Here is a 23,906-nt window from a genome sequence, read left to right as displayed (position 1 = left end):
TCTTAGCTAAGCATAGGTTACTATTCCAGAAAGGGCTTTTCGGTGGAGTTTTTATGTCAATTATAGCGCTTGGGTATCTTGGTGTGCGCAGTGACAAATTGGATGAATGGTCCAGTTTTGCAACTCGCAGGCTAGGCATGCACGCCTGTGATCGGAGTGCGGGTAGCCTATCTTTCCGTATGGATGACTGGCGTCAAAGATTTGTTGTTGCCAACGAGCCTGGTTCTGATCTTGCTTTCATGGGCTGGCAGGTTGCATCTGTTGCAGACCTTGAACGCTATGCGGCAAGAGTTGATGCGGCAGACATACCTGTCTTGCCAGCGTCCCGTGCCCTATGTGATCAGCGTTTTGTCGATAATATGATTTACTTTGACGATCCTGACGGGAATCGTGTCGAATTGTTTCACGCCCCGGAAACCACAACGGATCCATTCGTCTCGGGTCGTCCGATCGAAGGTTTTAAAACCGGTGCCTATGGCATGGGGCATGCGGTGCTTCATGTTAAAGATGCACATGCGCTAATGCCATTTTACCGTGATGTTCTCGAATTCAACGTATCTGACTATGCCTTGTCACCCATTCCTTTGTTCTTCTTCCATGTAAACGGGCGGCATCACAGCTTTGCAATGATTGGCACTGGCCGGACTGGGTTTCATCATTTCATGATTGAATATGAAAATCTTGACGATGTGGGGCAAGGTTATGATTTGGCTCAGCTTGAAGATAACGCTATTGCCTATACGCTTGGTCGGCATACGAATGACTATATGACGTCGTTTTATGCCCACACTCCATCAGATTTTTTTATAGAGAATGGCTGGGGTGGACGGGTGATTGATCCAGCTACCTGGGAGCCGCAAGAAACCTTTGCCGGTCCAAGCTTCTGGGGGCATGAACGTCTGCATCTACCCGAAGCGCCCCGAACAGAAATGCGTGAATTGCGTCTGAAAATAGCACGCAACGGCATGCGCGCACCTGGAATAGCTGACTGTCCTTGGTTATATGACCAACTTAAAGGAACTTTGCGTGATTAAAGGCATGTATGATGTGGCAATCGTTGGATGTGGGCCATCTGGCGCCAGTCTTGCCAATTTTCTGGGGCTTTACGGGTTCCGTGTTCTGGTTTTGGAACGTGCAGCTTCGGCTTATCCTTTGCCGCGTGCGGTGCATCTTGATGATGAAGTCATGCGTGTGTTTCAGGCTATCGGGCTTGCCGATGCGATAAATGATAAAGTGCGTATCAATGCAGGCATGCATTTTGTTGATAAAGAACAGAATATGCTGGTTGATTGGTCCAGGCCACAATCGATTGGCCCTTATGGGTGGTATCCAAGCTATCGGTTTCATCAGCCAGATATTGAAGCCATACTACATCAAGGTATGACGCGGTTTAGTTCTGTTGATATGCGCTGGTGTGCGACGTTGACATCGGTCAGCCAGACCGAAAATCACGCTTTGATCACTTTTGATGATGACGGTACGACAGCGCAGGCAAAGGCGCGATTTGTAATTGGTTGTGATGGCGCACGTTCGCTCGTCAGGCATTATATATGCGCGTCAAAGGATATTGTATCCAGCGATGATATAACGCGCATTAACCGTGATGATGAAATGCATGATCTGGGGTTTGAGGAACGCTGGTTAGTGCTTGATGGGCTGTTAAAAAGGCCGCGTCCTGATCTTGGTGATTTCACCATTCAGACATGCGATCCTGATCGCCCTAGCACCTATGCGCGCCAACCTGGAAACTGGCGGCGGTGGGAGGTTAGCCTGAAAGATGACGAAACCGACGATTATGTCCGTTCGGATGAATTTGTCTGGTCATTTCTGGCGCCGCGTGTGACAGCTGACGATATATCGATTGAGCGGCGTGCTGTTTATACGTTTCAGTCAAAACTGGCGCGCTATTGGCGTCGCGGCCGCGTGATGATTGCTGGTGATGCCGCGCATCTGACGCCGCCATTTATGGGGCAAGGCATGTGTATCGGCATTCGTGACGTTGCCAATTTGGCTTGGAAGCTGGCGCATATATTACGCGGCGGTGCATTTTCGATACTCGATAGCTATGATAGCGAACGGGCACCACATGCGCGCGCTTATATCGAAATGGCAACATATCTTGGCAATTTATTGAATAGTTGTGAAACAGCTGATGGGTTGCGCACTGCCTTATCCTCACCCCAACCTCAAGCAGATGACGGACAGGTCGCAGGCAATGCAAAAATGCAATCAATCGCGCCACGGCTTGGTGCGGGTATTGGCGATGCAACGAATCCATTGCGGGGCTATCGCGCGCCGCAACCACTCATGGCTGATGGTCGTTTGTTAGACGACTTTATTGGTTTGCGATGGGGTATTGTCAGCAGGGATGTCCATGCACCGGCACTTTTGCGCGATGATATATGTGTGGTTAGTGACGCGCATGAGCCAGCGCTGTCAAAGATGCTTGATGATCTGGGGGCTTTGGCTGTGATTATGCGGCCAGATCGTTATATTCATGCTGTTGTTGAAGATATCAAATCTCTATCGTCTGCGGTGGCCACTATACCAGCTTAGGCACCAAGCATGTCGGGAAGAATATGCACCCCATCATCATCTAATGGCAGATCGAAAACAGCAACAACCTTGGTTAGGGGTAACGTTTCATAGAGATGTGGAAAAAGCTGACCACCTCTTGATTCTTCCCAAATAATATCAATCGCATCAGCATCGATCTGAATAAGCCTCAAACCAGCAATACCAGCAAAGTGAAGCCGCAGAGTTTCGGCAGTTTGTGCTTGCGTCGAGAAATGAATAAACCCATCTGTTAAATCAATGCCAGCGCCAGAAAACACACCATTTTCTTCGGCCTTGGCCCAGATATCAGCAGGGCATATTTTATATATATAATTCATCAATTTTCCTGAAACGCATCCATGATTTTATGAATTAGTTGCCGCCGGTGATTGGTGGCATTTTCGTCAAGCTTGATAGCGCTACCCATGCCCCATACGGGTGCTGGCCATGCCGCGTCATCTGGATGCCGCCCAACAATATGCAGATGAAGCTGGCTGACAATATTACCGATAAGTGCCGTATTGATTTTGGTGATCGCTGGCAAGTTTGGCATTGGCGTGGTTTTTATCCCTGCGCCTATTGATGCCGCCAGCTGCAACAAAATTTGTTGTTTATCTGGTGATAGATCATGTAATTCCGTCATATCGGCAATTTCCGGCACCAACAAAACCCAGACATAACGCGCATCATTCATGACCCTTATCTGAATGTCATCATAACTTGTGACAAACAGGCTATCGGCTTCAAGTTGTTTATCGAGGCTAAAGGGCATGGTTTTGCAATCTTGACAAGCTATTGGCTTAATAGGGCATTGGATGTGTGCGGAAAGTAGCCTGAATTTCAGCCATGACCTCATCAGACAGCGCCAGATCGGCAGCGCCTAGAATGGTGTCTAACTGGTTCATGCTGGTAGCACCAATAATCGATGAGGCCATGAAAGGACGTGTCAAAGTCCAGGCAATTGCCATCTGGCAGAGGTCAAGCCCATGGCGGTTAGCTATGTCACGATAGCTATCAATCGCAGGCCATAAATGTTCATTGATACGCCCCCCCAGACTTTCATTAAGTGATCGGCGTGAACCAGCTGGCGTTACATCGGGCGCATATTTGCCCGAAAGAAGCCCCGCGGCCAAAGGCGAAAATGCCAGCAAACCAATATCTTCATTATGAACTGTTTCAGACAGGTCTGTATCAAACAGCCGGCATAGCAGACTATATTCGTTCTGGATGGCTACCATACGGGGCAGGTCGTGCTGTTCGGCCATACGAACCCATTGGCTGGTGCCCCATGCACTTTCGTTCGACAATCCGAATTCACGGACTTTACCCTCGTTTTTGAGTTCCTGTAAGGTCAGCAAAACCTCATACATATGCGCAAGCGTTTCTTCTTTATTCTGATGCGTGGGGTCATATGTCCAGTTCTGACGGAACATATATGATCCGCGATTTGGCCAATGAAGCTGGTATAAATCAATATAGTCGGTTGCCATTGATGTCAGCGACGCCTCAACAGCAAGTTTTATTGTTTTGGGCGAAATAGCGGCACCATCACGCACATTAGCATAACCTTGGCCAGCAACTTTAGTTGCCAGCATCACATCCTTGCGTCTGCCGCTTGCCTTTACCCATGCACCAATAACGCGCTCTGTGTCGCCCTGAGTTTCCTTGGATAGCGGCGTCGTTGGATACATTTCTGCGGTATCAATAATATTGACCCCATGGTCGAGTGCCATGTCAATTTGTGCTGCGCCTTCGGCAACCGTATTTTGAGTGCCCCAAGTCATTGATCCAAGGCAAATCATGCTGACATTCAAATCAGACGATCCAAGCTTTTTATAGCGCATTGTTATTCCTCTCTTAAGTAACAGCGAAAGTGAAACTACTTTTCTGGTGATAATGAGTATCGGGATAAAGTGAAATTGACGGAAAATGGGGGTGGTTTGGCGCATCCGGCCATAATTGCGGTTCAAGACAAAGCCCCGAATAGGGGCCATTCAGCCGACCGTTCAATCCGGGAACCGGCGGGCCGAGCTTATGTCCAGTGTATAGCTGAAGTCCGGGCTCAGTGCTAGCCACCTGCATCATAATACCCGAATGCGGGCTTTTCACAGTGGCTACGGGTCGGATCGGCACCTTGCTGGTGCCAAGGCAGTAATTGACATCATAGGCGCAAGGATCACAAGCGCCAATCAGTCGTACCGTGCGAAAATCATAACTGGTGTCGGTGACATCACGTATTTCACCTGTCGGAATAAATTCCGCGTCACAAGGTAAATAGGCGTCAGCATGAATTTGTAATTCATGCCCGCGAATGTCTCCGGTATCATCAAGACAGAAATAACTATGATGTGCCAGATTACAAAAGGTGGGCGCGTCGGTTTTTGCATCAAGCGTTACGACCAGCTCATTGCCAGGCTGAATTTCATAACGGCAGGTGACGTCAAGTGCGCCAGGAAAGCCCATCATGCCGTCGGGATCACGCAAGCCCAGTTCAACAAAATCATGTCCATGATCGCGAATGTCCCAGTCACGGGTGCCAAAGCCATCTTTGCCGCCATGAAGACTATGCTTGCCCAGAAAATTGGTATCGCTGTGAAAGCTCAGATCACCAATTTTTCCATGTCCGTTAGCAATGCGATTGGCAACGCGTCCAGCTATGGCTCCATAATACGGCGAATAACGAGGATAATGTTTGAACTTGCGAAACCCCAACACCAAAGGCGCGTCATGGCCCAATAGGCGTAAATCCTGAACCACTGCGCCCCATGTCAGAATCGTTGCCGAAAGCCCGTCTCGCCATATATCAATCGCTTGAACTTCACAATTTTGACGGGAAATACCGATAGATCTGATCATTGATTTACAAAAGCCCTTACAAAACCAATATATTAATGCGCGCCGTGTAAAGTATTGCAACTATAACGCTGTCACATTGATAGAATTAGATATCATGTTTATGTATATATGTTAATAATCAGTTAAGTAACCACCTGATAAGGTCAGATTTTAGGCGCCATATCAGATATGAAACGAGGTTTTTTGAATGCGGATTGCCGTTGTTGGGTCAGGTATTTCTGGGTTAGGCTCAGCATATCTTCTAAAGGATCATGCCGATGTTCACGTCTTTGAAAAGGCAACGCGTCTAGGCGGTCACAGTCATACCGTTGATGCTGATTTTAATGGTGTAAAGGTTCCCGTTGATACGGGTTTTATCGTTTATAATCCGTTGAATTATCCTAATCTTATCAATCTTTTTTCTGTTCTTGACGTGCCCACGCAAAATACGGATATGTCGTTTGCTGTTTCGCTCGCAAATGGTCAATCTGAATATGAAGGCTCAATCAAAGGGTTGCTGGCACAGCCTTCTAATCTGTTGCGCCCACGCTATTGGTCAATGCTGACTGACCTCGTGCGCTTTTATCGCACGGCGCCACGCGATGCCTATAGTGGGCCTGAAGATGAAACGCTAGGTGCCTTTATCGAACGTCAGAATTACGGTGAGGCTTTTGTAACGGATCATTTGTTGCCGATGGGGGCGGCGATCTGGTCATGTACGTCAAATATGATGAATGCCTTTCCTGTTCGTGCGTTCATGCGGTTTATGGAAAACCATAAGTTGCTTAATTTTGTTGATCGCCCTCAATGGCGTACAGTGCTAGGAGGGTCTCGTGAATATGTCACCAGAATACGCAAAGTACTGGGCGACAAGGTGCATTGTGATGTCAACATAACATCACTTCGGCGCGCTAATGGCGGAGTTATGCTCTCGATAAAGGGGCAAGGTGATCTCTGGTTCGACAAGGTCATTATGGCAGCACATGCTGATGAGTCGCTTGCTTTGATTGCTGATCCGACTGCCGATGAGCGTGATATTTTATCCGCCTTTCAGTTTCAGCCTAATCGTGCAGTGCTTCACTCAGATGCGCGTCTGATGCCGCGCCGTAAAGCGGTCTGGGCTGCTTGGAACTATATTGTGTCCAAAGACGGGTCTGGAACAGAAAGTCCGGATAATCTATGTTTGACTTATTGGATGAACCGTTTGCAATCGATCGATATGAAATACCCCCTATATGAGACACTAAACCCGCATATTGAGCCGGATCCTGACCTTGTTCATGGGGAATTTATCTATCATCATCCGGTGTTTGATCATGCTGCGATTAAGGCGCAACCAGCGCTGGCGGGTATTCAGGGCATAAATAATCTGTTTTTTGCTGGTGCCTGGACTGGATATGGATTTCATGAAGACGGATTGAAATCAGCAGTGGCCATCGCCAAAACGCTAGGTGCGTCAATCCCATGGGATAGTGATGTTGCCCCTTTTACTGTCCCCGCCGACATGGCGTCTCAGGTTGGTGCTTGATGTCAGCCTGCCGTCTTGTCATTTCGCAAATTGACCATACACGGCACGGCAAAACATCCCATTTCTTGAGCCGTAAAGGGTTATCTCTATGGCTTGACCTTGATCAACTCGAACGAATTAACCGGATGTCAGCTTTGTTCAGCGTTGATAAATTTAATCTATTATCATTTCACCAGCGGGATCATGGTGTTAATTTCAAGTCCAAGGAATCATTGGTGAAGTTGTCAGAATATGCGCGTGCCAGAGCCATCGAACTTTGCCCTGGCGAAGACATGAAATCTGTTTATTTGCTTACATTCCCTCGCATATTTGGCCTTGTATTCAATCCGGTGTCAGTCTATGTCCTATGCGATAAGTCAGGTGCCGAGCGTGTCCATATTTATGAAGTGCGGAACACTTTTGGTGATATACATTCCTATATTGGTAAGGTGACTAGCAGTCGCACAATAATGGTGGCGGAAAAACGCCTGCATGTTTCGCCCTTTTTTGCTAATAGTGGACATTATAGGCTCAAAATACGCGTCCTTGGTGATCGAATGCGGCTACTGATGCGTTACATGCAAGATGATAAAGTTGCCCTGACAGCTACCCTTCGTGGTGAAATGTGTGACTTATCCAATAAAACAATACTCAGCGGGCTGTTTTCGACTGGACAATGGCCGCTTCGCCCGCTTCTATCGATACATGTTGAAGCCTTTAAACTATGGTTAAAAAAAGTACCTTTCTTCTCAAGACCTGATCCCCCAGGCAAATGGTCACCAGCCAAAGATATCGGAAAAAGTTAAGGAGTTTTAATTTATGTTTTCCGAATTCATGTACAAAAAACAGGTTCAACTGTTTCTTGCCATTCTCGGTCGAATCGAATGTGGAAGTCTGAAATTGACGCTACCGGATGGTCAAATACATAATTTCAAATCTGCAAAGGCTGGCCCTGATGCTGATCTTCGTCTGCACACGCGCGTTGCTTTATCGCGCATTATGCGCGATGGGAAGATGGGGTTTTGCGAAGCTATCATGGATGGCGATGCGAGCAGTACCGCATTGCCAGCATTGATTGAACTTGCCGTGTATCATGATGAAGACATGGATGTGCAATTAAAACCAAATTTCATCAGGAAATGGGCTCTACGGGCATTTCATCTTGGGCGCAGAAATAGTAAAAGTGGCTCGGCTAAAAATATTTCACATCATTATGATCTAGGTAATGATTTTTATGCACATTGGCTTGATCCCACGATGACTTATTCATCTGCGGTTTTTGAAGATGATGCTGATGATCTGACGAAGGCGCAGATCAATAAATATCAAAAACTTGTCGAAATGGCCGACATTCAACCTGACGATCATGTTCTGGAGATTGGCTGTGGCTGGGGTGGTTTCGCCAAATATGTCATCTCAACGGTTGGGGCACGCGTTACAGGCATAACAATCTCAAAAGAGCAATTTGAATTTGCTACGCAAAGTATTGATGCGGCAGGTCTGGGTGGTAAAGCAGATTTTCAACTTGTTGATTACCGTGATCTCACGGGAAAATTTGATAAAATTGTTTCGATTGAAATGTTTGAAGCTGTTGGCGAGGCGTACTGGCCTACCTATTTTGATGCGGTTTCGAAATTGTTGAAAAAAGGCGGGCGAGCGGCAATTCAGTCCATCACCATCGACCATAAATCTTTTCATGCTTACAAAAGCCAGCCTGATTTTATCCAACGCTATATCTTCCCTGGTGGCATGCTACCCTCATTACCAATGCTTGATAAACCATTGAATGACGCGGGTTTGCAGCTGGTTGAAGAAAATGGCTATGCCCAGCATTATGCCCGCACTTTGGCAGAATGGCGCGAACGGTTCAATCTGGCCTGGCCAGCCATGGCTGAGGATAAATTCGACGAGCGTTTCAAGCGTATGTGGGAACTTTATCTGGCCTATTGTGAGGGCGGATTCCGCGCGGGCATGATTGATGTGAAACAGATGTTGTTGATGCATCGCTAATGACTAAAACACATAAATGAAAATACAGGATCAGGTATGAGTATCGATATACCTACATTTTTGCCCGAAGACTATTTTGACAGGCAGTTAGCTGCTTTTGGCATGTTCATTGATCGTTTTGGTACTGTTCAACGACAGTTTCGCGTCACTATTGACGGCCGCCGCACGGATGATGGCTTTATTCTTGATGAATATTTTGTCTATGATGATGGTGCGTTAGAAACCCGCCAATGGATAGTGACCGCATGTGGTGACGGCCTTTATCGCGGTGAATGTGCTGATGTTCTGGGGCATGCGACGGGTCGGTTGACTGATAATGTTTTGAGCTGGCACTACAAATTCAATCTGCCGATGTTTGGCCGCAAAGTCACGGTTCTGTTTGACGATGTCATGGCGTTACAGGATGGGTCGGTTATGGTCAATCGCGCAAAAGTCTCGAAATGGGGCATTCTGCTTGGTGAAGTGTTAATCACTTTCAGACCGGTATCCTGAAAAGCCGCAATATTGGACGCATCAGGGTTTTAATCACAGGTAACTTTGCCAGAAGTTGACTGGCACTGTCCCAATGATCGACATGCGCGGTTATTAATCCATCCTCGCCGATATGAATTTCGCTCATACCTGATAGGAACAGGTCTGATTTAGGCCAGCTTTTCAGCCTGGCGGTCATCTCCCAGCGTAGATATGCCAGCTGATCCGAATAAGCGATATCTGTTACGGAAAAACGCGGCTTATCACAGGTTTTGAACATATGTTCAAAGATGGCGCAAAAACTGTCTTTAGACTGAACATCATTGAATGGATCGCTAAAGCGGACATCATTATCAACCAGCGATAAAAGCGTGTCGATATTGTCACTGCGAAGATTGGTAAAGGCGGCGACATAGGCTTGAATGATATCAGTGCGCTGTTTGGCTTTCATGACTGTTTTTTGTATCCGGTTTGCCGCGCAACAAATTTGAAAAATAGCCGGTCAGGCAGATATTTCAGAAATTTCATTTTGCGGGTAAATGATTTTGGAAAATCAACGATGAAATCGTCACCCTCCAGCCCGTTGAGAATATGCGTTGCTGCTTGTTTGCTTGTTAGCAAATCAGGCATCTCAAAATCATTGATGGCTGTGGCTTCGCTTTCAACAAAACCGGGGCAGATGACTTGCAGCTTTATACCCTTGGGAAAGAGGTCAAAATAAAGCGACTCAGCTAGGGAAATAAGTGCGGCTTTCGTGGGGCCATAAGCGGCTGATTTAGGAAGACCTCGCCATCCAGCAACTGATGACGTAATGGCTATATGCCCTTGTTTTTTGTCAGTCATATCAGCAACTATTGGCGCTAGCGCATTAATAACGCCCATATAATTTACATCCATATGCTGTTGAAAAACGGCTGGCTCTATTTTGCTTCCATCTTGCGGGGTATAGATACCAGCATTGAGGATCGCCACATCAATCGAACCAGAGGTCTTTATCGCATCATTGACCGCGGACTGCATCGCTTTTGGGTCGGTAACATCGGCGGCGATAGGATGAAAATTGTCATTTTCTTTTGCCAGCGCGTCAAGCCGATCCCGACGCCGTGCAACGCCTGTGATTTTTGCGTGTGGGCTCAAGGCGGATACTAACGCAGCCCCTATGCCTGAGCTGACTCCGGTGATGAAATAATGGCGCATGACATATTTCCACTGTAAATTGGTGCGAAATGATCGGCAGGTCGATAATCCTGTTGTATGATGTATGTGTTCTGCTGTCAAAATACCTGTTGGCATATCCCTTTTTTTGAAGTGAGTGAACTTTGATGTCTGCCAAAACACCCATATTATCACCATCTGATACAGCCCATTGGAAACAAATATTCGCATCTGAGTTTGGCATGTCGGGTGAAGTGCTAGGATTAAATGGCGAATATGACACCAATATTGGTATTTATGATCAGGGTAAGATTATCGCTGTTGCCAAAATCGCACCCCCCGATTGTTCATTAGCGCATATTGATATGCAGATTGCGGCGTTGACTCATATCGCCAAGATTATCCCTGATGTGCCTGTGCCTCGAATCATATCGACAAGTGATGGACGATCCTATCACAAGGCGGTTGATACTAATGGAATTGCGCGCTTGATCTGGATGATGACGAGTTTGCAAGGCCAACCACTTGCCGACATTCGCCCGCATAATAGTCTATTGCTTGATGATATTGGCTATAAGTGTGGTCGGGTGACGGCTGCACTTGCAGATTTTTCGCATGCTGAATTATCCCGCGAAATGAAGTGGGATTTAACCCGTGCTGACTGGATCTATGACCATATGTCGGTGCTGGGTGATCCAGATGACCGTCAGATCGTTGGTACGATTATTGATGATTACCGCGCGTATATCAGCGCCGCGCTGGCAAAGCGACCAAAAACAGCGATCCACAATGATCCCAATGATTATAACCTGCTGGTAACGCCCGGTATGGATTCTGCTGGAATGATACCAACCCCGACATTAACAGGTATCGTTGATTTTGGTGATATGATCATGGCACCTGCGGTTTGCGATTTAGCCATTCTAGCAGCTTATATTATTCTTGATGATCCGCGCCCACTTGAAAAATTATCCGCAGTTGTTGCTGGCTACCACCGGGCTTATCCGTTGACATCTGATGATATAGCGCTGATCTATCCTTTGGTGTTGACACGGTTTGCCGTAAGCATGGTGAATGCTGGCGTGATGGCTAAAGAGCGCCCTGATGATCCTTATGTAATGGTATCACAGGCACCGATCCGTTCTTTCTTGCATAAATTCCAGCATATCGAAAATGACGAAGTGACAGCGCGTTTGCGGCTAGCATGCGGGTTGGATATTACGCCGTTTTCCAAGCAAACCCTAGAATGGATCAACAGCAATAAAGCTGATTTTGCACCTGTATTTGGGTTTGATCTTGCCAATATGCCACTTTGTTCATGCGCTGTAGGTGATACGGTTATACCTCAGAATCCCACTAATCTGACCAGCGCAGAAGCTACCCGACTTATAGAAATGCCAGATGATGATGCGCCCAAGGCGCTAGTCGGCCATTACCTTGAGCCCAGATTGGTTTACACCGAGGCGGCGTTTCTAACCGCAGCGCATTCCGTTGACGGGCGGCGAACCATGCATCTGGGCATAGACGTGTTTGCGCCGGATGATCAGGCTGTATTTGCCCCTTATGATGCGATTGTTGTGAGTGCGGTTGATCGCGCGCAACGTCTTGATTATGGCGGCGTCGTTGTACTTGCTCACAAGACCGCACATGGTGACGATTTTTACACCCTTTATGGCCATCTTGATCCACATTCAATAGCCACGCTAACTCCCGGTCAAACTATAAACAAAGGCACAAAATTTGCCACCCTTGGATCAGTTGCGGTTAATGGTGGCTGGCAACCGCATCTTCATTTTCAGCTTGGTATAAGTCTGATATTGCATGGTGATGACTGGCCTGGTGTTGCTGATCCGGATGATGTAGCATTTTACGCTGCCTTATATCCCAATCCGGCGGCTTTGCTGGGGCTGGATGAAGCGCGTATGCTTTATGATATTGCCAGCACCGATAATGCGCAGGTAGCACGAGGCGAGCGCTTTGGCGCCAATCTGAAATTATCATATAAAGCACCAGTCATGTTGTTACGCGGCTGGCGCAATTATCTTTATGACCAATATGGCCGCACTTATCTTGATGCCTATAACAATGTACCGCATGTGGGGCATGCGCACCCACGTTTACAGGCGATTGCCGCGCGCCAGTTGCAAATGATAAATACGAATACGCGTTATCTGCATCCGGCACAGATTAAATTTGCTGATAGCTTGCGGGCACGCTTGCCAGATCATCTCGATCATTTCTATTTCCTGACATCGGGGTCAGAAGCTAATGAATTGGCACTCCGGCTTGCGCGTGCGCATACAGGCCAGAAACATATGATCGTTCAGGATCATGGCTATCATGGTCATACCACCGGAACGATTGATATAAGTCCTTATAAATTTAATGGGCCGGGGGGCGAGGGGGCACCTGACTGGGTTGAAGTGGTCGAGGTGGCTGACCCCTATCGTGGCAAGTTCGGATATGATGATCCGTGCGCAGGTGCCAAATATGCGGCCAGCGTTGATGATTCTATAGCGGCGATTGATAAAAAGGGCGCAGGTCTTGCAGGATTTATCGCCGAGAGTTTTCCCAGTGTTGGGGGACAGATCATCCCGCCAGAAGGCTATTTGAAAGAGGTGTATGCACGCGTGCGCAAGGCAGGAGGTGTCTGTATTGCTGATGAAGTGCAAACCGGGTTAGGGCGGCTCGGCAGTGTCTATTGGGGGTTTGAACAGCAAGATGCCAGCCCTGACATGGTTGTGCTTGGAAAACCTATTGGTAATGGTCACCCTATTGGTGTTGTTGCAACCACCAAAGCTATCGCTGACTCATTCGTTAACGGAATGGAGTTTTTCTCGACATTCGGTGGCACTACGCTGGCTTGTCTGATAGGGGCAGAGGTGCTGGACATTATCGATGACGAAGATTTGCAGAAAAATGCCGAGACAATTGGGCATCACTTGCTAGATGGTTATCGCATATTACAGGATAAATATCAGATTGTAGGCGATGTTCGTGGCATGGGGTTGTTTACTGGTATAGAGCTGGTTACTGATCCTGCTATCAAGACACCAGCAACGCATCTGGCAGGATATGTTTCAAACCGGCTACGCGCGCATCGTATTCTTATCGGCACAGATGGGCCATGGGATAATGTGCTGAAAATTCGTCCCCCTTTGACAATTGATCACAAAGATGCAGACCTTTTATTGACGCGACTAGATAGCGTTTTACATGAAGCACAAATCATAAATGATGTTTAGGCTGACACATGATCATGATATAGGTGCCCAATGACCCAGATTATTACACCTCGTCAGAGTTTGCCTCTACACAGCGATGAGCCGCTCATTGTAAAGGTAAATCGTAATCACTCATTAGAGAGTTATCATGCGGTTGACATTGCCGTGTGCGACGCCGATGGCAAGGTGATTGTCGGCCTGGGTGATGTCGAACGACCTATTTTCCCACGCTCGGCAATGAAGCCGCTTCAAGCGATAGCTTTGGCCGAAAAATATGCGCTAGGCCAGATGGTTCCAGCTATTGATGATACGGACTGGTCGATCATCTGCGCCAGCCATAATGGTCAGCCAATACATAGTGCGGCGGTCTCGCAATTGCTTCAAAAATTTGATCTGGCACCAAGCTGTCTTGTCTGTGGTGCGCATTGGTCGATTGAACGTAATGCTATGGTTGAACAGGTGCAAAATCTAAAAGCGCTTGAACGCATTCATAACAACTGTAGCGGCAAACATAGTGGGATGCTGATACTAGCAAAGCTGATGGGTGTGACCTACGACGGCTATGCGGACATAACACATCCGGTTCAACAATCGATTATTGGTGTTTTGGATGCCATGACAGGCGTTGATATATTGAGTTATGCACATGGATTTGACGGGTGCGGCGCGCCAGCGGTCAGTGCCCCATTGGGCAATTGGGCCCGGGCTTTTGCTTTGTTTGCCGATCATGATCAATTGCCAACGCACAGGGCTGAGGCTTGCATGCGCATTATCCGCGGCATTGCATCCGCACCACTCTTGCTGGCGGGGGACAGGCGTCTATGTAGCGCACTTGCTGCCGCCTTTGGTACCCGCATCACCGGAAAGACTGGTGCCGAGGGCGTATATGCCGCAGCCCTTCATGAACTGGGTTTGGGGGTGATGATAAAATGTCGTGATGGGCAAACACGCGCTACCGAAGTCGCGCTTGGCGCAGTTTTACATGCGATTGGGTATGATATTCCAGCCTCGCTTGATGCCTTTTTCAGACCTGTTCTTCGAAATTGGGAAGGCGATGAGATTGGTGACATCACCTTCGATGGGGGTATAAAGGCTTCATATGCGTGAGCATGGTGGAAATATTGACGTTGCCGCAGCCCGATATGGCTTTGCACCGGATGATATGCTTGATCTTTCAACAGGTATAAGCCCGTTTATCTATCCCTTATCGCCGATTACCGTTGACGCATTGCAAGCATTACCAACTGCAGCCTCGCTCACGGCCTGCGTTCAGGCCGCGCGCCATGCCTACAAGGTACCTGATCGGCTAACTGTTATGGCAGGGGCTGGCACACAGGCATTCTTGCAAATTATTCCGCGGCTTGTGAACGTCGGAACTGTCTGGATTCGTCAGCCCACTTACAATGAGCATGCCCATTGCTGGGCAGACGCCGGTCATAATATTGTTGATGGTGATGTGATGCCGGATGAAGCTGATCACGCGGTCGTTGTTTTTCCAAATAACCCCACAGGTGACAGATATACAGATTTGAATGCTTTGGCGTCGAAAATTGAACGCAAGGGCGGTCTGCTGATTATTGATGGTGCCTTTTTGGATAATGCTGAAGGGGCAGAACTTTTTGCTGATTTATCGGACTATTCCTGCGTCATTCACTTACGGTCATTTGGAAAGTTTTTTGGTTTGGCAGGCGTGCGGCTGGGTTTTGCCATGACATCACCAACCTACAGCGATGCTATGCGTGGCATGCTGGGTCCATGGGCCGTGAATAATGTGGCTTTAATGGCAGGAACCTTAGCATTACAGGATGATGACTGGATCAAAAATCACAAAGATGTTTTGGAACAACAGGCCGCTGAACTGGCCAAAATTCTGACCAATGCGAATCTAAGCATTATCGGCGGTACATTTCTGTTTCAAACGATCCGTGATGCCGATGCGCTGTCATTGCATGAGCATCTGGCAAAGACAGGAATCTGGACGCGCATATACCGTGAATGGCCGGACTTGATGCGTTTTGGGTTGCTGCGCGACAGCACTGAAATGGATAGGTTGCATAATTCAATTCAAATCTGGCGAAGTTAGGCTAAACGATGACGCAATTGGTTGACTTCTATCATCGTATTGTGAGAACACTTTAATCAGTATTAGAGGTGGCTTTGATGCCAAGCATCATGCCTTAAAGAGGGAATATGGTTAAGGATGAAACAAGCCATCCGACTCCATAGCCGTCCCCGCGACTGTGAACTGGTCGTTCTTCGAAATGCCACTGGTGTCTGCCAAGGTTAACCCTTGAAAGCACTGGGAAGGCCGGAGAACAAATGGCCATAAGCCAGGAGACCTGCCTTGAAATACGGATTCAAACGGTCGGGGAGTGCCGTGAAGATGTCGTCCAATTTTTGAACGCCGTCATCAATGTACCCCGCAACAGCCTGAGGGCTTAATTTTGGGAGTACCTAAATGCATAGAATTCTTGCTTTAGCAGTCGCGTTTTCATCTATAACCCTAACGAATGCTTTTGCGCATCACCCGCTTGGTGGTGAAGTGCCACAAACGTTGCTTCATGGTTTTTTATCAGGTGTAGGGCATCCGGTCATTGGATTTGACCATTTTGCTTTCGTCGTGGCGATTGGACTTATCGCAGCCTTTCATAAACAGCGTGCCATCATGCCTGCTGGCTTCGTGCTGGGTACTATGGCCGGAACTATGATGACCATCTCAGCAATTGCACTTCCATTTGCCGAGCTTGTGATTACAGCATCCGTCATTGTTGCGGGTGTCATTGCCATGCGCGGCAAGCTTACATCAATCGTTCCAATGACAGCAGGTGCGACGGTCATTGGTCTGTTTCATGGCTGGGCATATGGTGCCGCAGTTGTTGGTGCCGAAGCGACCCCGATCATTGCTTATCTTGCTGGCTTTGGCCTTGTGCAGATGGCGATTGCCCTGTTGGCAGGTTATGTTGCTGTCAATATGTGGAAAGCGACCTCAGCCGCATCACTTCAGCCACGTTTGGCAGGTGCATTAATGGCTGGTGTAGGCGTTGCCTATATGGTCGAACTAGTCGAAGGGCTGGTTTTTCCGGCAATGTAATATACTAACGTAATGCGTTAAAAGGCAGAACGCAGTTCTGCCTTTTATAGTTGGTTATCTCTAGCAATCAGTCAAAGAAGGTTTTCATGTCACAAGCCCGTATTCCAGCAACTGTTATTACCGGCTTTCTTGGTTCGGGAAAGACAACCCTGATCCGCAATATAATCATGCAGGCTAATGGCAAAAGGCTGGCACTGATCGTCAATGAATTCGGGGATATTGGAATGGATGGCGACATGCTGCAGGAATGTGGTGCTGATTCATGCCGTGCTGAAGATATCATCGAGCTGGCGAATGGCTGTATCTGTTGCACGGTTGCTGATGATTTTCTGCCCAGTATTCAGACATTGCTGGCACAGGATCCGCCCCCCGATCATATCGTGATCGAAACATCGGGTCTGGCTTTGCCGCAACCGCTGGTTCAGGCCTTTGGCTGGCCAGACATCAAATCGCGGGTGATGCTTGATGGGGTTGTTACATTGGTTGATGGGCCAGCGCTGGCCATGGGGGGGATTGCCCATGATCTTGAGGCACTCGAAGCGCAACGTGCGGCGGATGCGGAACTTGATCACGAAAGCCCGATTGATGAGTTATTTGAAGACCAGATATCCGCAGCCAATCTGATTGTCATATCAAAAGCCGACATGTTGGATGATGACGGGGCGGCAAAAGCACGGACCATGGTTGAACGCCATCTTGACGAACCAACGCCCATTATTTCGGTTGCTGGCGGCGTTGCCCCTATGGATGCGATTTTAGGGCTGGATATGGAAGATCAGGCGCATGCGCGCGCCGAACATGCACATCACCACCATCACCATCATGATGATGATCCAGATCATCATCACGAACATGAACATGGCCATGATGAATTTGCCTCTTTTATCATTTCGATGGGGTCGGTTGATAGCGCGGCAACATTTACTGCCCAGCTGGCCGAACTGGCTGGTCAGCATGGTATTCTGCGTGCCAAGGGTCGTTTACAGGAAGCCGGTAAAGCACTTCCTCTGGTTGTACAGGCTGTTGGCAAGCGTGTGGATAGCTATTATGCACGCGATACCGAGGCTAGAGTTGGTCAGCTTGTTGTGATTGGTCTGGCTGGGCTTGACGGGGCGGCAATCGCAAGCCAGCTTGGCGGTAGTTTGGCTGATGCATCTTCTTAAAATTGATGAAAGTGGTGCCTTATATGACTCTGAAGAGGCAGTCGATCTAGCCCAGCCCCCAGGTGATATTGTCATTTTATCTTCGGCCGATACCGAGGTCAGCTTGCTGGCTAATGCGGCCGCGTCATTAAAATTAAAAAATGCAGCTATTGGTGATATTCGCATTGCGAATTACCTGAGTCTGACACATCCCTATTCGGTTGATTTATATATCGAAAAAACAGCGGCTAAAGCGCGTATTATTGTTGTACGTTTGCTTGGTGGGGCGTCTTACTGGTCATATGGTACCCAGCAACTGCGTCAGCTAGCGCAAAATACTGATATTAAGGTTATCTTTATTTCGGGCGATGGCAAGCCGGATGCCGAACTTGACTATTTATCCTCGGTTGATACCGCAATATGCGCTGACCTTGCCGCTTATCTTGACGGTGGTGGTTTGATGAACGCCGAAAGTTTTTTCCTGCGTCTTTATGATATTGCCAATGATACTCAGAATGCGCCGCCAGCCAGGCCACTTCTCCGGGCAGGACTTTATTGGCCGGATTGTGACCTGCCGGACTTTGATACCATTCGTTCACAATGGGGGGATCAAACAAGGCCGGTGGCGGCATTGGTGTTTTATCGGGCGCTTGTGCAAGCTGGTGATTTGGCGCCCATTGACGGGTTGATAGAGGCCTGTATTGCCGCAGGTATGAACCCACTAGCTATTTATGCGTCTAGCCTTAAAGAAGCCCAATCAGCGAGTATCGTTGCTGAATGTCTTCATACGGCGAAAGCGGATGTTATTTTAAACATGACCTCTTTTGCTGTCTCTGACCCGTCGGCAGTGGATAATATGCAACCAGCCAAGCAGAATATGCGCTCGGCAGGGCCGTTTGGCACCGTTGATGCGCCGGTCTTTCAGGTGGTTCTGGCGTCAAACCGTGCGTCTGATTGGCAGGATAATTCGGCAGGTCTAACCGCGCGTGATTTGGCGATGAATGTGGCTTTGCCTGAATTGGATGGCCGAATTTTATCGCGCGCCATCGCCTTTAAAAAGCCACTAAGCAAAGATGCTGTTACACATGCCATGACAACGCATTATGTGCTGGTGCCAGAGCGTGCCCGTTTTGTGGCAAGCTTAGCTGCAAAATGGTGTACATTACGCAAAAAACAGCCGGCTGATAAAAAGATCGCTTTCATCCTTGCTAATTATCCGAATAAGGACGGGCGGATTGCCAATGGGGTTGGGCTTGATACGCCAGAAAGTGCGTTTCAGACGCTGCGTGATTTGCAGGTGGCTGGATACACAATCACGAATTTACCGAACTCAAGTGCCGATTTGATTGCTGCGCTTCGCAAAGGCCCAACAAACGCCGGATGGAAAGGGCGCGAATCCCATATAACGCTAGCCCATGATGTTTATGCGCACGCCTTTGCATCATTGCCGGATGATGTGCGATCCGCAGTCATTGATCGATGGGGCACTACTGAAAAAGATCCCATGTTTGACGGTAAGGCTTTCCGCATTCCGGTTCTGGCCTTTGGGCATGTTGTCGTCGGTGTTCAGCCAGCGCGGGGATATAATATCGATCCAAAGGCAACCTATCACGCGCCTGATCTGGTGCCGCCACATAATTATTTTGCCTTTTATATCTGGTTGCGTGACATCTGGGGCATGGATGCCGTGGTTCATTTTGGCAAGCATGGCAATCTGGAATGGTTACCTGGCAAAGCGCTTGCTTTGAGTGCGTCTTGTTATCCTGAGGCCGTATTGGGGGCGGTGCCGCATTTATATCCCTTTATTGTCAATGATCCGGGTGAAGGGGCACAGGCCAAGCGCCGCACCGCGGCGGTTGTGCTTGACCACCTGACACCACCGATGACAAATGCTGACTCGCATGGGGTCATGGCGGCAATCGAGTCGCAAATGGACGAATATTATGAAGCCGCTGGCATGGATAAAGCCCGTTCTACCGCACTTTTAGAAGATATTCTGATTGACGCTGAGCGCGCGGGTCTGGCCAAGGATTGCGGCATTCTACCTGATGATGCTGCTGGTGAAAAACTGCTGAAACTTGACAATTTCCTGTGTGATCTAAAGGAACTGCAAATCCGTGATGGTTTGCATATTTTTGGCCGTAATGCTGCGCCTGATCTGTTGAATGCGTTGCTGGTACAGATTTTGCGCACCCCTCGTTATGATGGAGAGGGCGCGCATGCGTCACTGCTTCGGGCGTTGGCAGATGATCTTGAATTATCGATTGGGGATGAATTATTTGATCCTTTGACTGCCGAACGCGCTGTTTCTTGGCAGGGAACACAACCAGCCATTCTTGCTGAAATATCCAATAGCATCTGGCGAAGTCAGGGTGATACAGTGGAACGGCTTGATATGCTGGCGGCGGCGCTGGTTGCGGGTGATATCAAACCACCAGGGCCAGTATCGGCAAGGGTGCTGTCGCATGGATTAACGGTGATTAAACCATCCTTAAATACATGCGGCGAGGCTGAACGAGACGCTCTACAACGAGGACTTGCGGGTCAGTTTGTGCCTGCAGGTGCTTCTGGTGCGCCAACACGTGGACGTCCCGAAGTGTTGCCAACAGGCCGCAACTTTTATTCAATTGACAGCCGGGCTTTGCCAACACCGGTTGCGTGGCGTTTGGGATGGGCGTCGGCAAATGCGTTGCTTGACCGATATCTGCTTGATCATGGTAACTGGCCAAAGGCGATGGTGCTGTCGGCATGGGGTACATCAAACATGCGAACAGGCGGTGATGATATCGCGCAGGCACTGGCTTTAATGGGTGTGCAACCTGAATGGGACAATAATTCACGCCGTGTGACAGGGTTTGATATCATTCCTCTAGCGGTGCTGGGTCGGCCTCGCATTGATATTTCATTGCGTTGTTCAGGGTTTTTCCGCGATGCTTTTCCCGCACAGATGAGTCTGATTGATCGCGCTGTTCAGGCTGTTGCGGCACTTGATGAGCCTGATGACCAGAACCCGCTTGCCGCGGTTGCCCGTGCCGAAACAACCAAGCTTACGGATAATGGTGTGCCGCTTAAGGATGCGTTGCGGCAAAGTACCATGCGTATTTTCAGTGCCAAGCCAGGTGCTTACGGTGCAGGTCTGCAAACTCTGATTGATGAGGGTATCTGGGAACAACGTGCTGATTTTGCCGAAGCTTTTCTGACTTGGTCATCATATGCTTATGGTGAACAATTATCAGGAATTGATGCCCGTGATGCGCTAGAAGCTCGGTTGGCATCGTCAGATGCAGTGCTGCATAATCAGGATAATCGTGAGCATGATATCCTTGATAGCGATGATTACTATCAATTTGCAGGTGGTCTGTCTGCCGCCGTCGCGCATCTGTCAGGGCGTGATGTGCCCGTCTATCACAACGACCACTCATTACCTGAGCGCCCCGTTATCCGAAGCCTTGCCGAAGAAATCAGCCGTGTTGTTCGTGGCCGCGCTAGTAATCCCAAATGGATCGCGGGGGCTATGCGACATGGCTATAAAGGGGCATTTGAAATGCTGGCAACCGTTGATTATCTGTTTGCTTTTGCGGCCACCACGCGGATGGTTGATGAACATCATTTCACCGCCTTATATGAAGCCTATATAGAAGATGACCTTGTGCGCGATTTTCTTGAAACGGCCAATGACGCGGCCTATGCCGATATGCTGGCACGCTTTCAAGAGGCCATCGACCGTGGCCTATGGACACCAAGACGCAATAGCGTGCAAGCTGAGCTTGAGAAACGAAGGGGGAACCAAGATGACCGATGATCAGGCACCAAACGATATAGATCGCCATAACAGCAAAATGGCTAAGAAAAAACAGGCGCGTGACAAAATCATGGCCAGTAAGACCCAGGAAAAAGGGTTAATCATTATCAATACGGGTAAAGGCAAAGGGAAGTCCTCGGCCGCTTTTGGCATGATTTTTCGTTGTATCGCGCATCAGATGCCGTGTGCTGTTGTTCAGTTTATCAAAGGGGGCATGGATACGGGTGAACGCAATCTCATCACGGCTCATTTTGGTGATCTATGCCAGTTTCATACAATGGGCGAGGGTTTTACCTGGGAAACGCAGGATAAAGAACGTGATATTGCCGCCGCACTGGCTGCTTGGGAACAGGCAAAGGCTTTGATTCTGGATGACACCAATGCAATGGTTTTGCTGGATGAGATCAATATCGCCTTGCGCTATGGGTATATTTCGCTTGATGAGGTTATCAGCTTCCTGCAAACGCAAAAGCCAGACATGACGCATGTTGTGCTGACCGGACGTAATGCGGCTGAAGAGCTGATAGAAATAGCCGATCTTGTTACTGATATGTCACTTATAAAGCATCCTTTCCGTTCTGGCATAAAGGCGCAGATTGGTGTTGAATTTTAATGGTTGATCACGCCGTGTTTTCACCAACAGACAAGCCAACACCATGTCTTATGATTCAGGGGGCGGGTTCAAATGTTGGTAAATCGGTATTGGTCGCTGGCCTGTGTCGTTATTTTGCCAATCAAGGCCTGACTGTCCGACCTTTCAAACCCCAGAATATGTCAAACAATGCGGCTGCGACCAGCGATGGTGGTGAGATAGGCCGCGCGCAAGCTTTGCAGGCTTTGGCCTGTCGTGTTGCCGCTTCTGTTGATATGAACCCGGTTTTACTCAAACCTGAAACGGATACGGGGGCACAGATTATCGTTCAGGGAAAACGCTTTGGCAGCATGCGTGCCAAGGAATATGGCACACATAAAGCCACCTTGTTACCACGCGTAATGGATAGTTTTAACCGGCTTTGCACAACGGCAGATATCGTCATTGTCGAAGGCGCTGGCAGTCCCGCTGAGGTAAATTTGCGGGCAGGTGATATCGCCAACATGGGCTTTGCACAGGCGGCTGATATACCCGTTATTCTTGTTGGTGATATTGATCGAGGTGGGGTCATTGCCAGTCTTGTTGGTACCGATATGGTGCTTGATAATGCAGATTCAAATTTGATAAAAGCATTTTTAATCAATAAATTCCGTGGCGATACTAATCTATTTAATGATGGTATGAAAATTATCGAAAGCCATACTAAGTGGGATGGTGTTGGCATATTGCCATGGTTTGCCGATGCGCGGCTTTTGCCAGCTGAAGATATCCTTGATATCGGGTCATCGCAATCAATGGGCAGCTCAGATAAAGCACTCAAAATTGCTGTGCCGCTGTTGCAACGGATTGCCAATTTTGATGATCTTGATCCTTTGTCGGTTGAGCCCAGCATCGATCTGACACTTGTTCAGCCAGGTGATGTTATGCCTGTTGATGCGGATGTTATTCTGATACCCGGTTCAAAGGCGACAATATCTGATTTGGGCTTTTTGCGCCAGCAAGGCTGGGACGCTGATATTATCAACCATGTCCGGCGTGGTGGGCGTGTGCTGGGTCTTTGTGGTGGTTATCAGATGCTTGGTAACTGGGTACATGATCCATATGGCATTGAAGGTAAGGCAGGATCAGCCGAGGGGCTTGGTTTGCTGGATGTTGAAACATTTTTGGCAACTGACAAAACTGTCAGACAGGTTGCCGCCACGACAGCTGATTCTGGGGTTCTGGTTTCTGGTTATGAAATTCATATTGGCAGAACGCGCGGAAATGATAGGGATCGCCCTTTACTGATGATTGAAGGACGTCCGGAAGGAGCTGTATCACCAAGCGGGTTGGTCGCGGGCAGTTACGTGCATGGTATTTTCAGTAGCAATGATTTTCGCAGTGCCTTTATGCAGCAACTTGGCGGGATACAAAGCCAGCTCAATTATGACGATATGGTGGATGAAATTCTTGATAAACTGGCTGAACATATTGCGACGCATCTTGATATGGATAAAATTGCAAAAATTGCGGGGCTTTGAG

20 protein-coding genes and 1 riboswitch are annotated in these 23,906 nt (G+C 48.3%); of the genes, 14 read left to right on the top strand and 6 right to left on the bottom strand.

Going from position 1 to position 23,906, the window contains the following annotated elements; translation table 11 throughout:
• The first annotated feature begins 53 nt into the window (after window positions 1–53).
• On the top strand, window positions 54–1,034 hold the full coding sequence (locus SAR116_RS03030; RefSeq protein ID WP_013045460.1) for a VOC family protein: 981 nt from the start codon (window positions 54–56) through the stop codon (window positions 1,032–1,034).
• Window positions 1,027–2,556 (top strand): bifunctional 3-(3-hydroxy-phenyl)propionate/3-hydroxycinnamic acid hydroxylase MhpA, encoded by a 1,530-nt coding sequence (mhpA, locus tag SAR116_RS03025; RefSeq protein WP_190275465.1) that lies wholly within the window; start codon window positions 1,027–1,029, stop codon window positions 2,554–2,556. The genes SAR116_RS03030 and mhpA overlap by 8 nt, the downstream gene beginning before the upstream one ends.
• Here mhpA and SAR116_RS03020 read toward each other — a convergent pair.
• From SAR116_RS03020 to SAR116_RS03005, 4 genes are read right to left on the bottom strand one after another with little or no spacing between them, the layout of a single operon-like run.
• The gene (locus SAR116_RS03020; protein ID WP_013045458.1) at window positions 2,553–2,894 is read right to left on the bottom strand and encodes a DUF952 domain-containing protein; all 342 of its coding nucleotides are present in this window, start codon (window positions 2,892–2,894) and stop codon (window positions 2,553–2,555) included. The two genes, mhpA and SAR116_RS03020, sit on opposite strands and share 4 nt — an antisense overlap.
• Window positions 2,894–3,328 carry an HIT domain-containing protein gene (locus SAR116_RS03015; protein ID WP_049757476.1) on the bottom strand — a complete coding sequence of 145 codons (435 nt, stop codon included), beginning with the start codon at window positions 3,326–3,328 and terminating at the stop codon, window positions 2,894–2,896. The genes SAR116_RS03020 and SAR116_RS03015 overlap by 1 nt, the downstream gene beginning before the upstream one ends.
• Window positions 3,329–3,356: 28 nt before the next feature.
• Complete coding sequence (locus tag SAR116_RS03010; protein ID WP_013045456.1) at window positions 3,357–4,400, bottom strand: aldo/keto reductase; 1,044 nt, start codon at window positions 4,398–4,400, stop codon at window positions 3,357–3,359.
• Between the two features lie 13 nt (window positions 4,401–4,413).
• Window positions 4,414–5,412 (bottom strand): aldose epimerase family protein, encoded by a 999-nt coding sequence (locus SAR116_RS03005; RefSeq protein WP_013045455.1) that lies wholly within the window; start codon window positions 5,410–5,412, stop codon window positions 4,414–4,416.
• 187 nt (window positions 5,413–5,599) lie between these two features.
• Between SAR116_RS03005 and SAR116_RS03000 the strand changes: the two genes are divergently transcribed.
• From SAR116_RS03000 to SAR116_RS02985, 4 genes are read left to right on the top strand one after another with little or no spacing between them, the layout of a single operon-like run.
• The gene (locus tag SAR116_RS03000; RefSeq protein ID WP_013045454.1) at window positions 5,600–6,919 is read left to right on the top strand and encodes an NAD(P)/FAD-dependent oxidoreductase; all 1,320 of its coding nucleotides are present in this window, start codon (window positions 5,600–5,602) and stop codon (window positions 6,917–6,919) included.
• A complete protein-coding gene (locus SAR116_RS13170) occupies window positions 6,919–7,704 on the top strand; it encodes a DUF1365 domain-containing protein (protein WP_013045453.1) in 786 nt (261 codons plus the stop codon). Before SAR116_RS03000 ends, SAR116_RS13170 begins: the two co-directional genes overlap by 1 nt.
• 13 nt (window positions 7,705–7,717) lie before the next feature.
• Entirely contained in the window at window positions 7,718–8,908 is a 1,191-nt protein-coding gene (locus tag SAR116_RS02990) for an SAM-dependent methyltransferase (RefSeq protein ID WP_013045452.1), read from the top strand.
• Window positions 8,909–8,944: 36 nt separating this feature from the next.
• The gene (locus SAR116_RS02985) at window positions 8,945–9,400 is read left to right on the top strand and encodes a DUF3833 family protein (protein ID WP_013045451.1); all 456 of its coding nucleotides are present in this window, start codon (window positions 8,945–8,947) and stop codon (window positions 9,398–9,400) included.
• Here the strand turns inward: SAR116_RS02985 and SAR116_RS02980 are convergent.
• Window positions 9,384–9,830 carry a nuclear transport factor 2 family protein gene (locus SAR116_RS02980; RefSeq protein ID WP_013045450.1) on the bottom strand — a complete coding sequence of 149 codons (447 nt, stop codon included), beginning with the start codon at window positions 9,828–9,830 and terminating at the stop codon, window positions 9,384–9,386. The genes SAR116_RS02985 and SAR116_RS02980 overlap by 17 nt on opposite strands.
• Window positions 9,827–10,576 (bottom strand): SDR family NAD(P)-dependent oxidoreductase, encoded by a 750-nt coding sequence (locus tag SAR116_RS02975; RefSeq protein WP_041860731.1) that lies wholly within the window; start codon window positions 10,574–10,576, stop codon window positions 9,827–9,829. Before SAR116_RS02975 ends, SAR116_RS02980 begins: the two co-directional genes overlap by 4 nt.
• Window positions 10,577–10,701: 125 nt before the next feature.
• On the opposite strand from SAR116_RS02975, the gene SAR116_RS02970 reads away from it, so the two are divergent.
• The 8 genes from SAR116_RS02970 (at window position 10,702) to SAR116_RS02935 (ending at window position 23,905) form a co-directional block, all read left to right on the top strand.
• Window positions 10,702–13,779: an aminotransferase class III-fold pyridoxal phosphate-dependent enzyme gene (locus SAR116_RS02970; RefSeq protein ID WP_013045448.1), complete on the top strand. Its 3,078-nt coding sequence runs from the start codon at window positions 10,702–10,704 to the stop codon at window positions 13,777–13,779.
• 30 nt (window positions 13,780–13,809) lie between these two features.
• The gene (locus tag SAR116_RS02965) at window positions 13,810–14,865 is read left to right on the top strand and encodes an asparaginase (protein WP_013045447.1); all 1,056 of its coding nucleotides are present in this window, start codon (window positions 13,810–13,812) and stop codon (window positions 14,863–14,865) included.
• On the top strand, window positions 14,858–15,841 hold the full coding sequence (locus SAR116_RS02960; RefSeq protein ID WP_013045446.1) for a threonine-phosphate decarboxylase: 984 nt from the start codon (window positions 14,858–14,860) through the stop codon (window positions 15,839–15,841). The genes SAR116_RS02965 and SAR116_RS02960 overlap by 8 nt, the downstream gene beginning before the upstream one ends.
• Window positions 15,842–15,890: 49 nt before the next feature.
• Window positions 15,891–16,119, top strand: a riboswitch (cobalamin riboswitch).
• Between the two features lie 97 nt (window positions 16,120–16,216).
• Entirely contained in the window at window positions 16,217–16,849 is a 633-nt protein-coding gene (locus SAR116_RS02955) for a HupE/UreJ family protein (protein ID WP_013045445.1), read from the top strand.
• 86 nt (window positions 16,850–16,935) lie between these two features.
• The gene (gene cobW, locus SAR116_RS02950; protein ID WP_013045444.1) at window positions 16,936–18,012 is read left to right on the top strand and encodes a cobalamin biosynthesis protein CobW; all 1,077 of its coding nucleotides are present in this window, start codon (window positions 16,936–16,938) and stop codon (window positions 18,010–18,012) included.
• The gene (gene cobN / locus SAR116_RS02945; protein ID WP_013045443.1) at window positions 17,999–21,793 is read left to right on the top strand and encodes a cobaltochelatase subunit CobN; all 3,795 of its coding nucleotides are present in this window, start codon (window positions 17,999–18,001) and stop codon (window positions 21,791–21,793) included. Before cobW ends, cobN begins: the two co-directional genes overlap by 14 nt.
• A complete protein-coding gene (gene cobO / locus SAR116_RS02940) occupies window positions 21,783–22,406 on the top strand; it encodes a cob(I)yrinic acid a,c-diamide adenosyltransferase (RefSeq protein WP_013045442.1) in 624 nt (207 codons plus the stop codon). Before cobN ends, cobO begins: the two co-directional genes overlap by 11 nt.
• On the top strand, window positions 22,406–23,905 hold the full coding sequence (locus tag SAR116_RS02935; RefSeq protein WP_013045441.1) for a cobyric acid synthase: 1,500 nt from the start codon (window positions 22,406–22,408) through the stop codon (window positions 23,903–23,905). The genes cobO and SAR116_RS02935 overlap by 1 nt, the downstream gene beginning before the upstream one ends.
• The last annotated feature ends 1 nt before the right edge of the window (window position 23,906 follow it).

Source organism: Candidatus Puniceispirillum marinum IMCC1322, from assembly GCF_000024465.1.
In the GTDB taxonomy this organism is placed as follows: Bacteria; Pseudomonadota; Alphaproteobacteria; order Puniceispirillales; family Puniceispirillaceae; genus Puniceispirillum; species Puniceispirillum marinum.
This window is presented reverse-complemented; position numbering and strand designations above follow the sequence as displayed.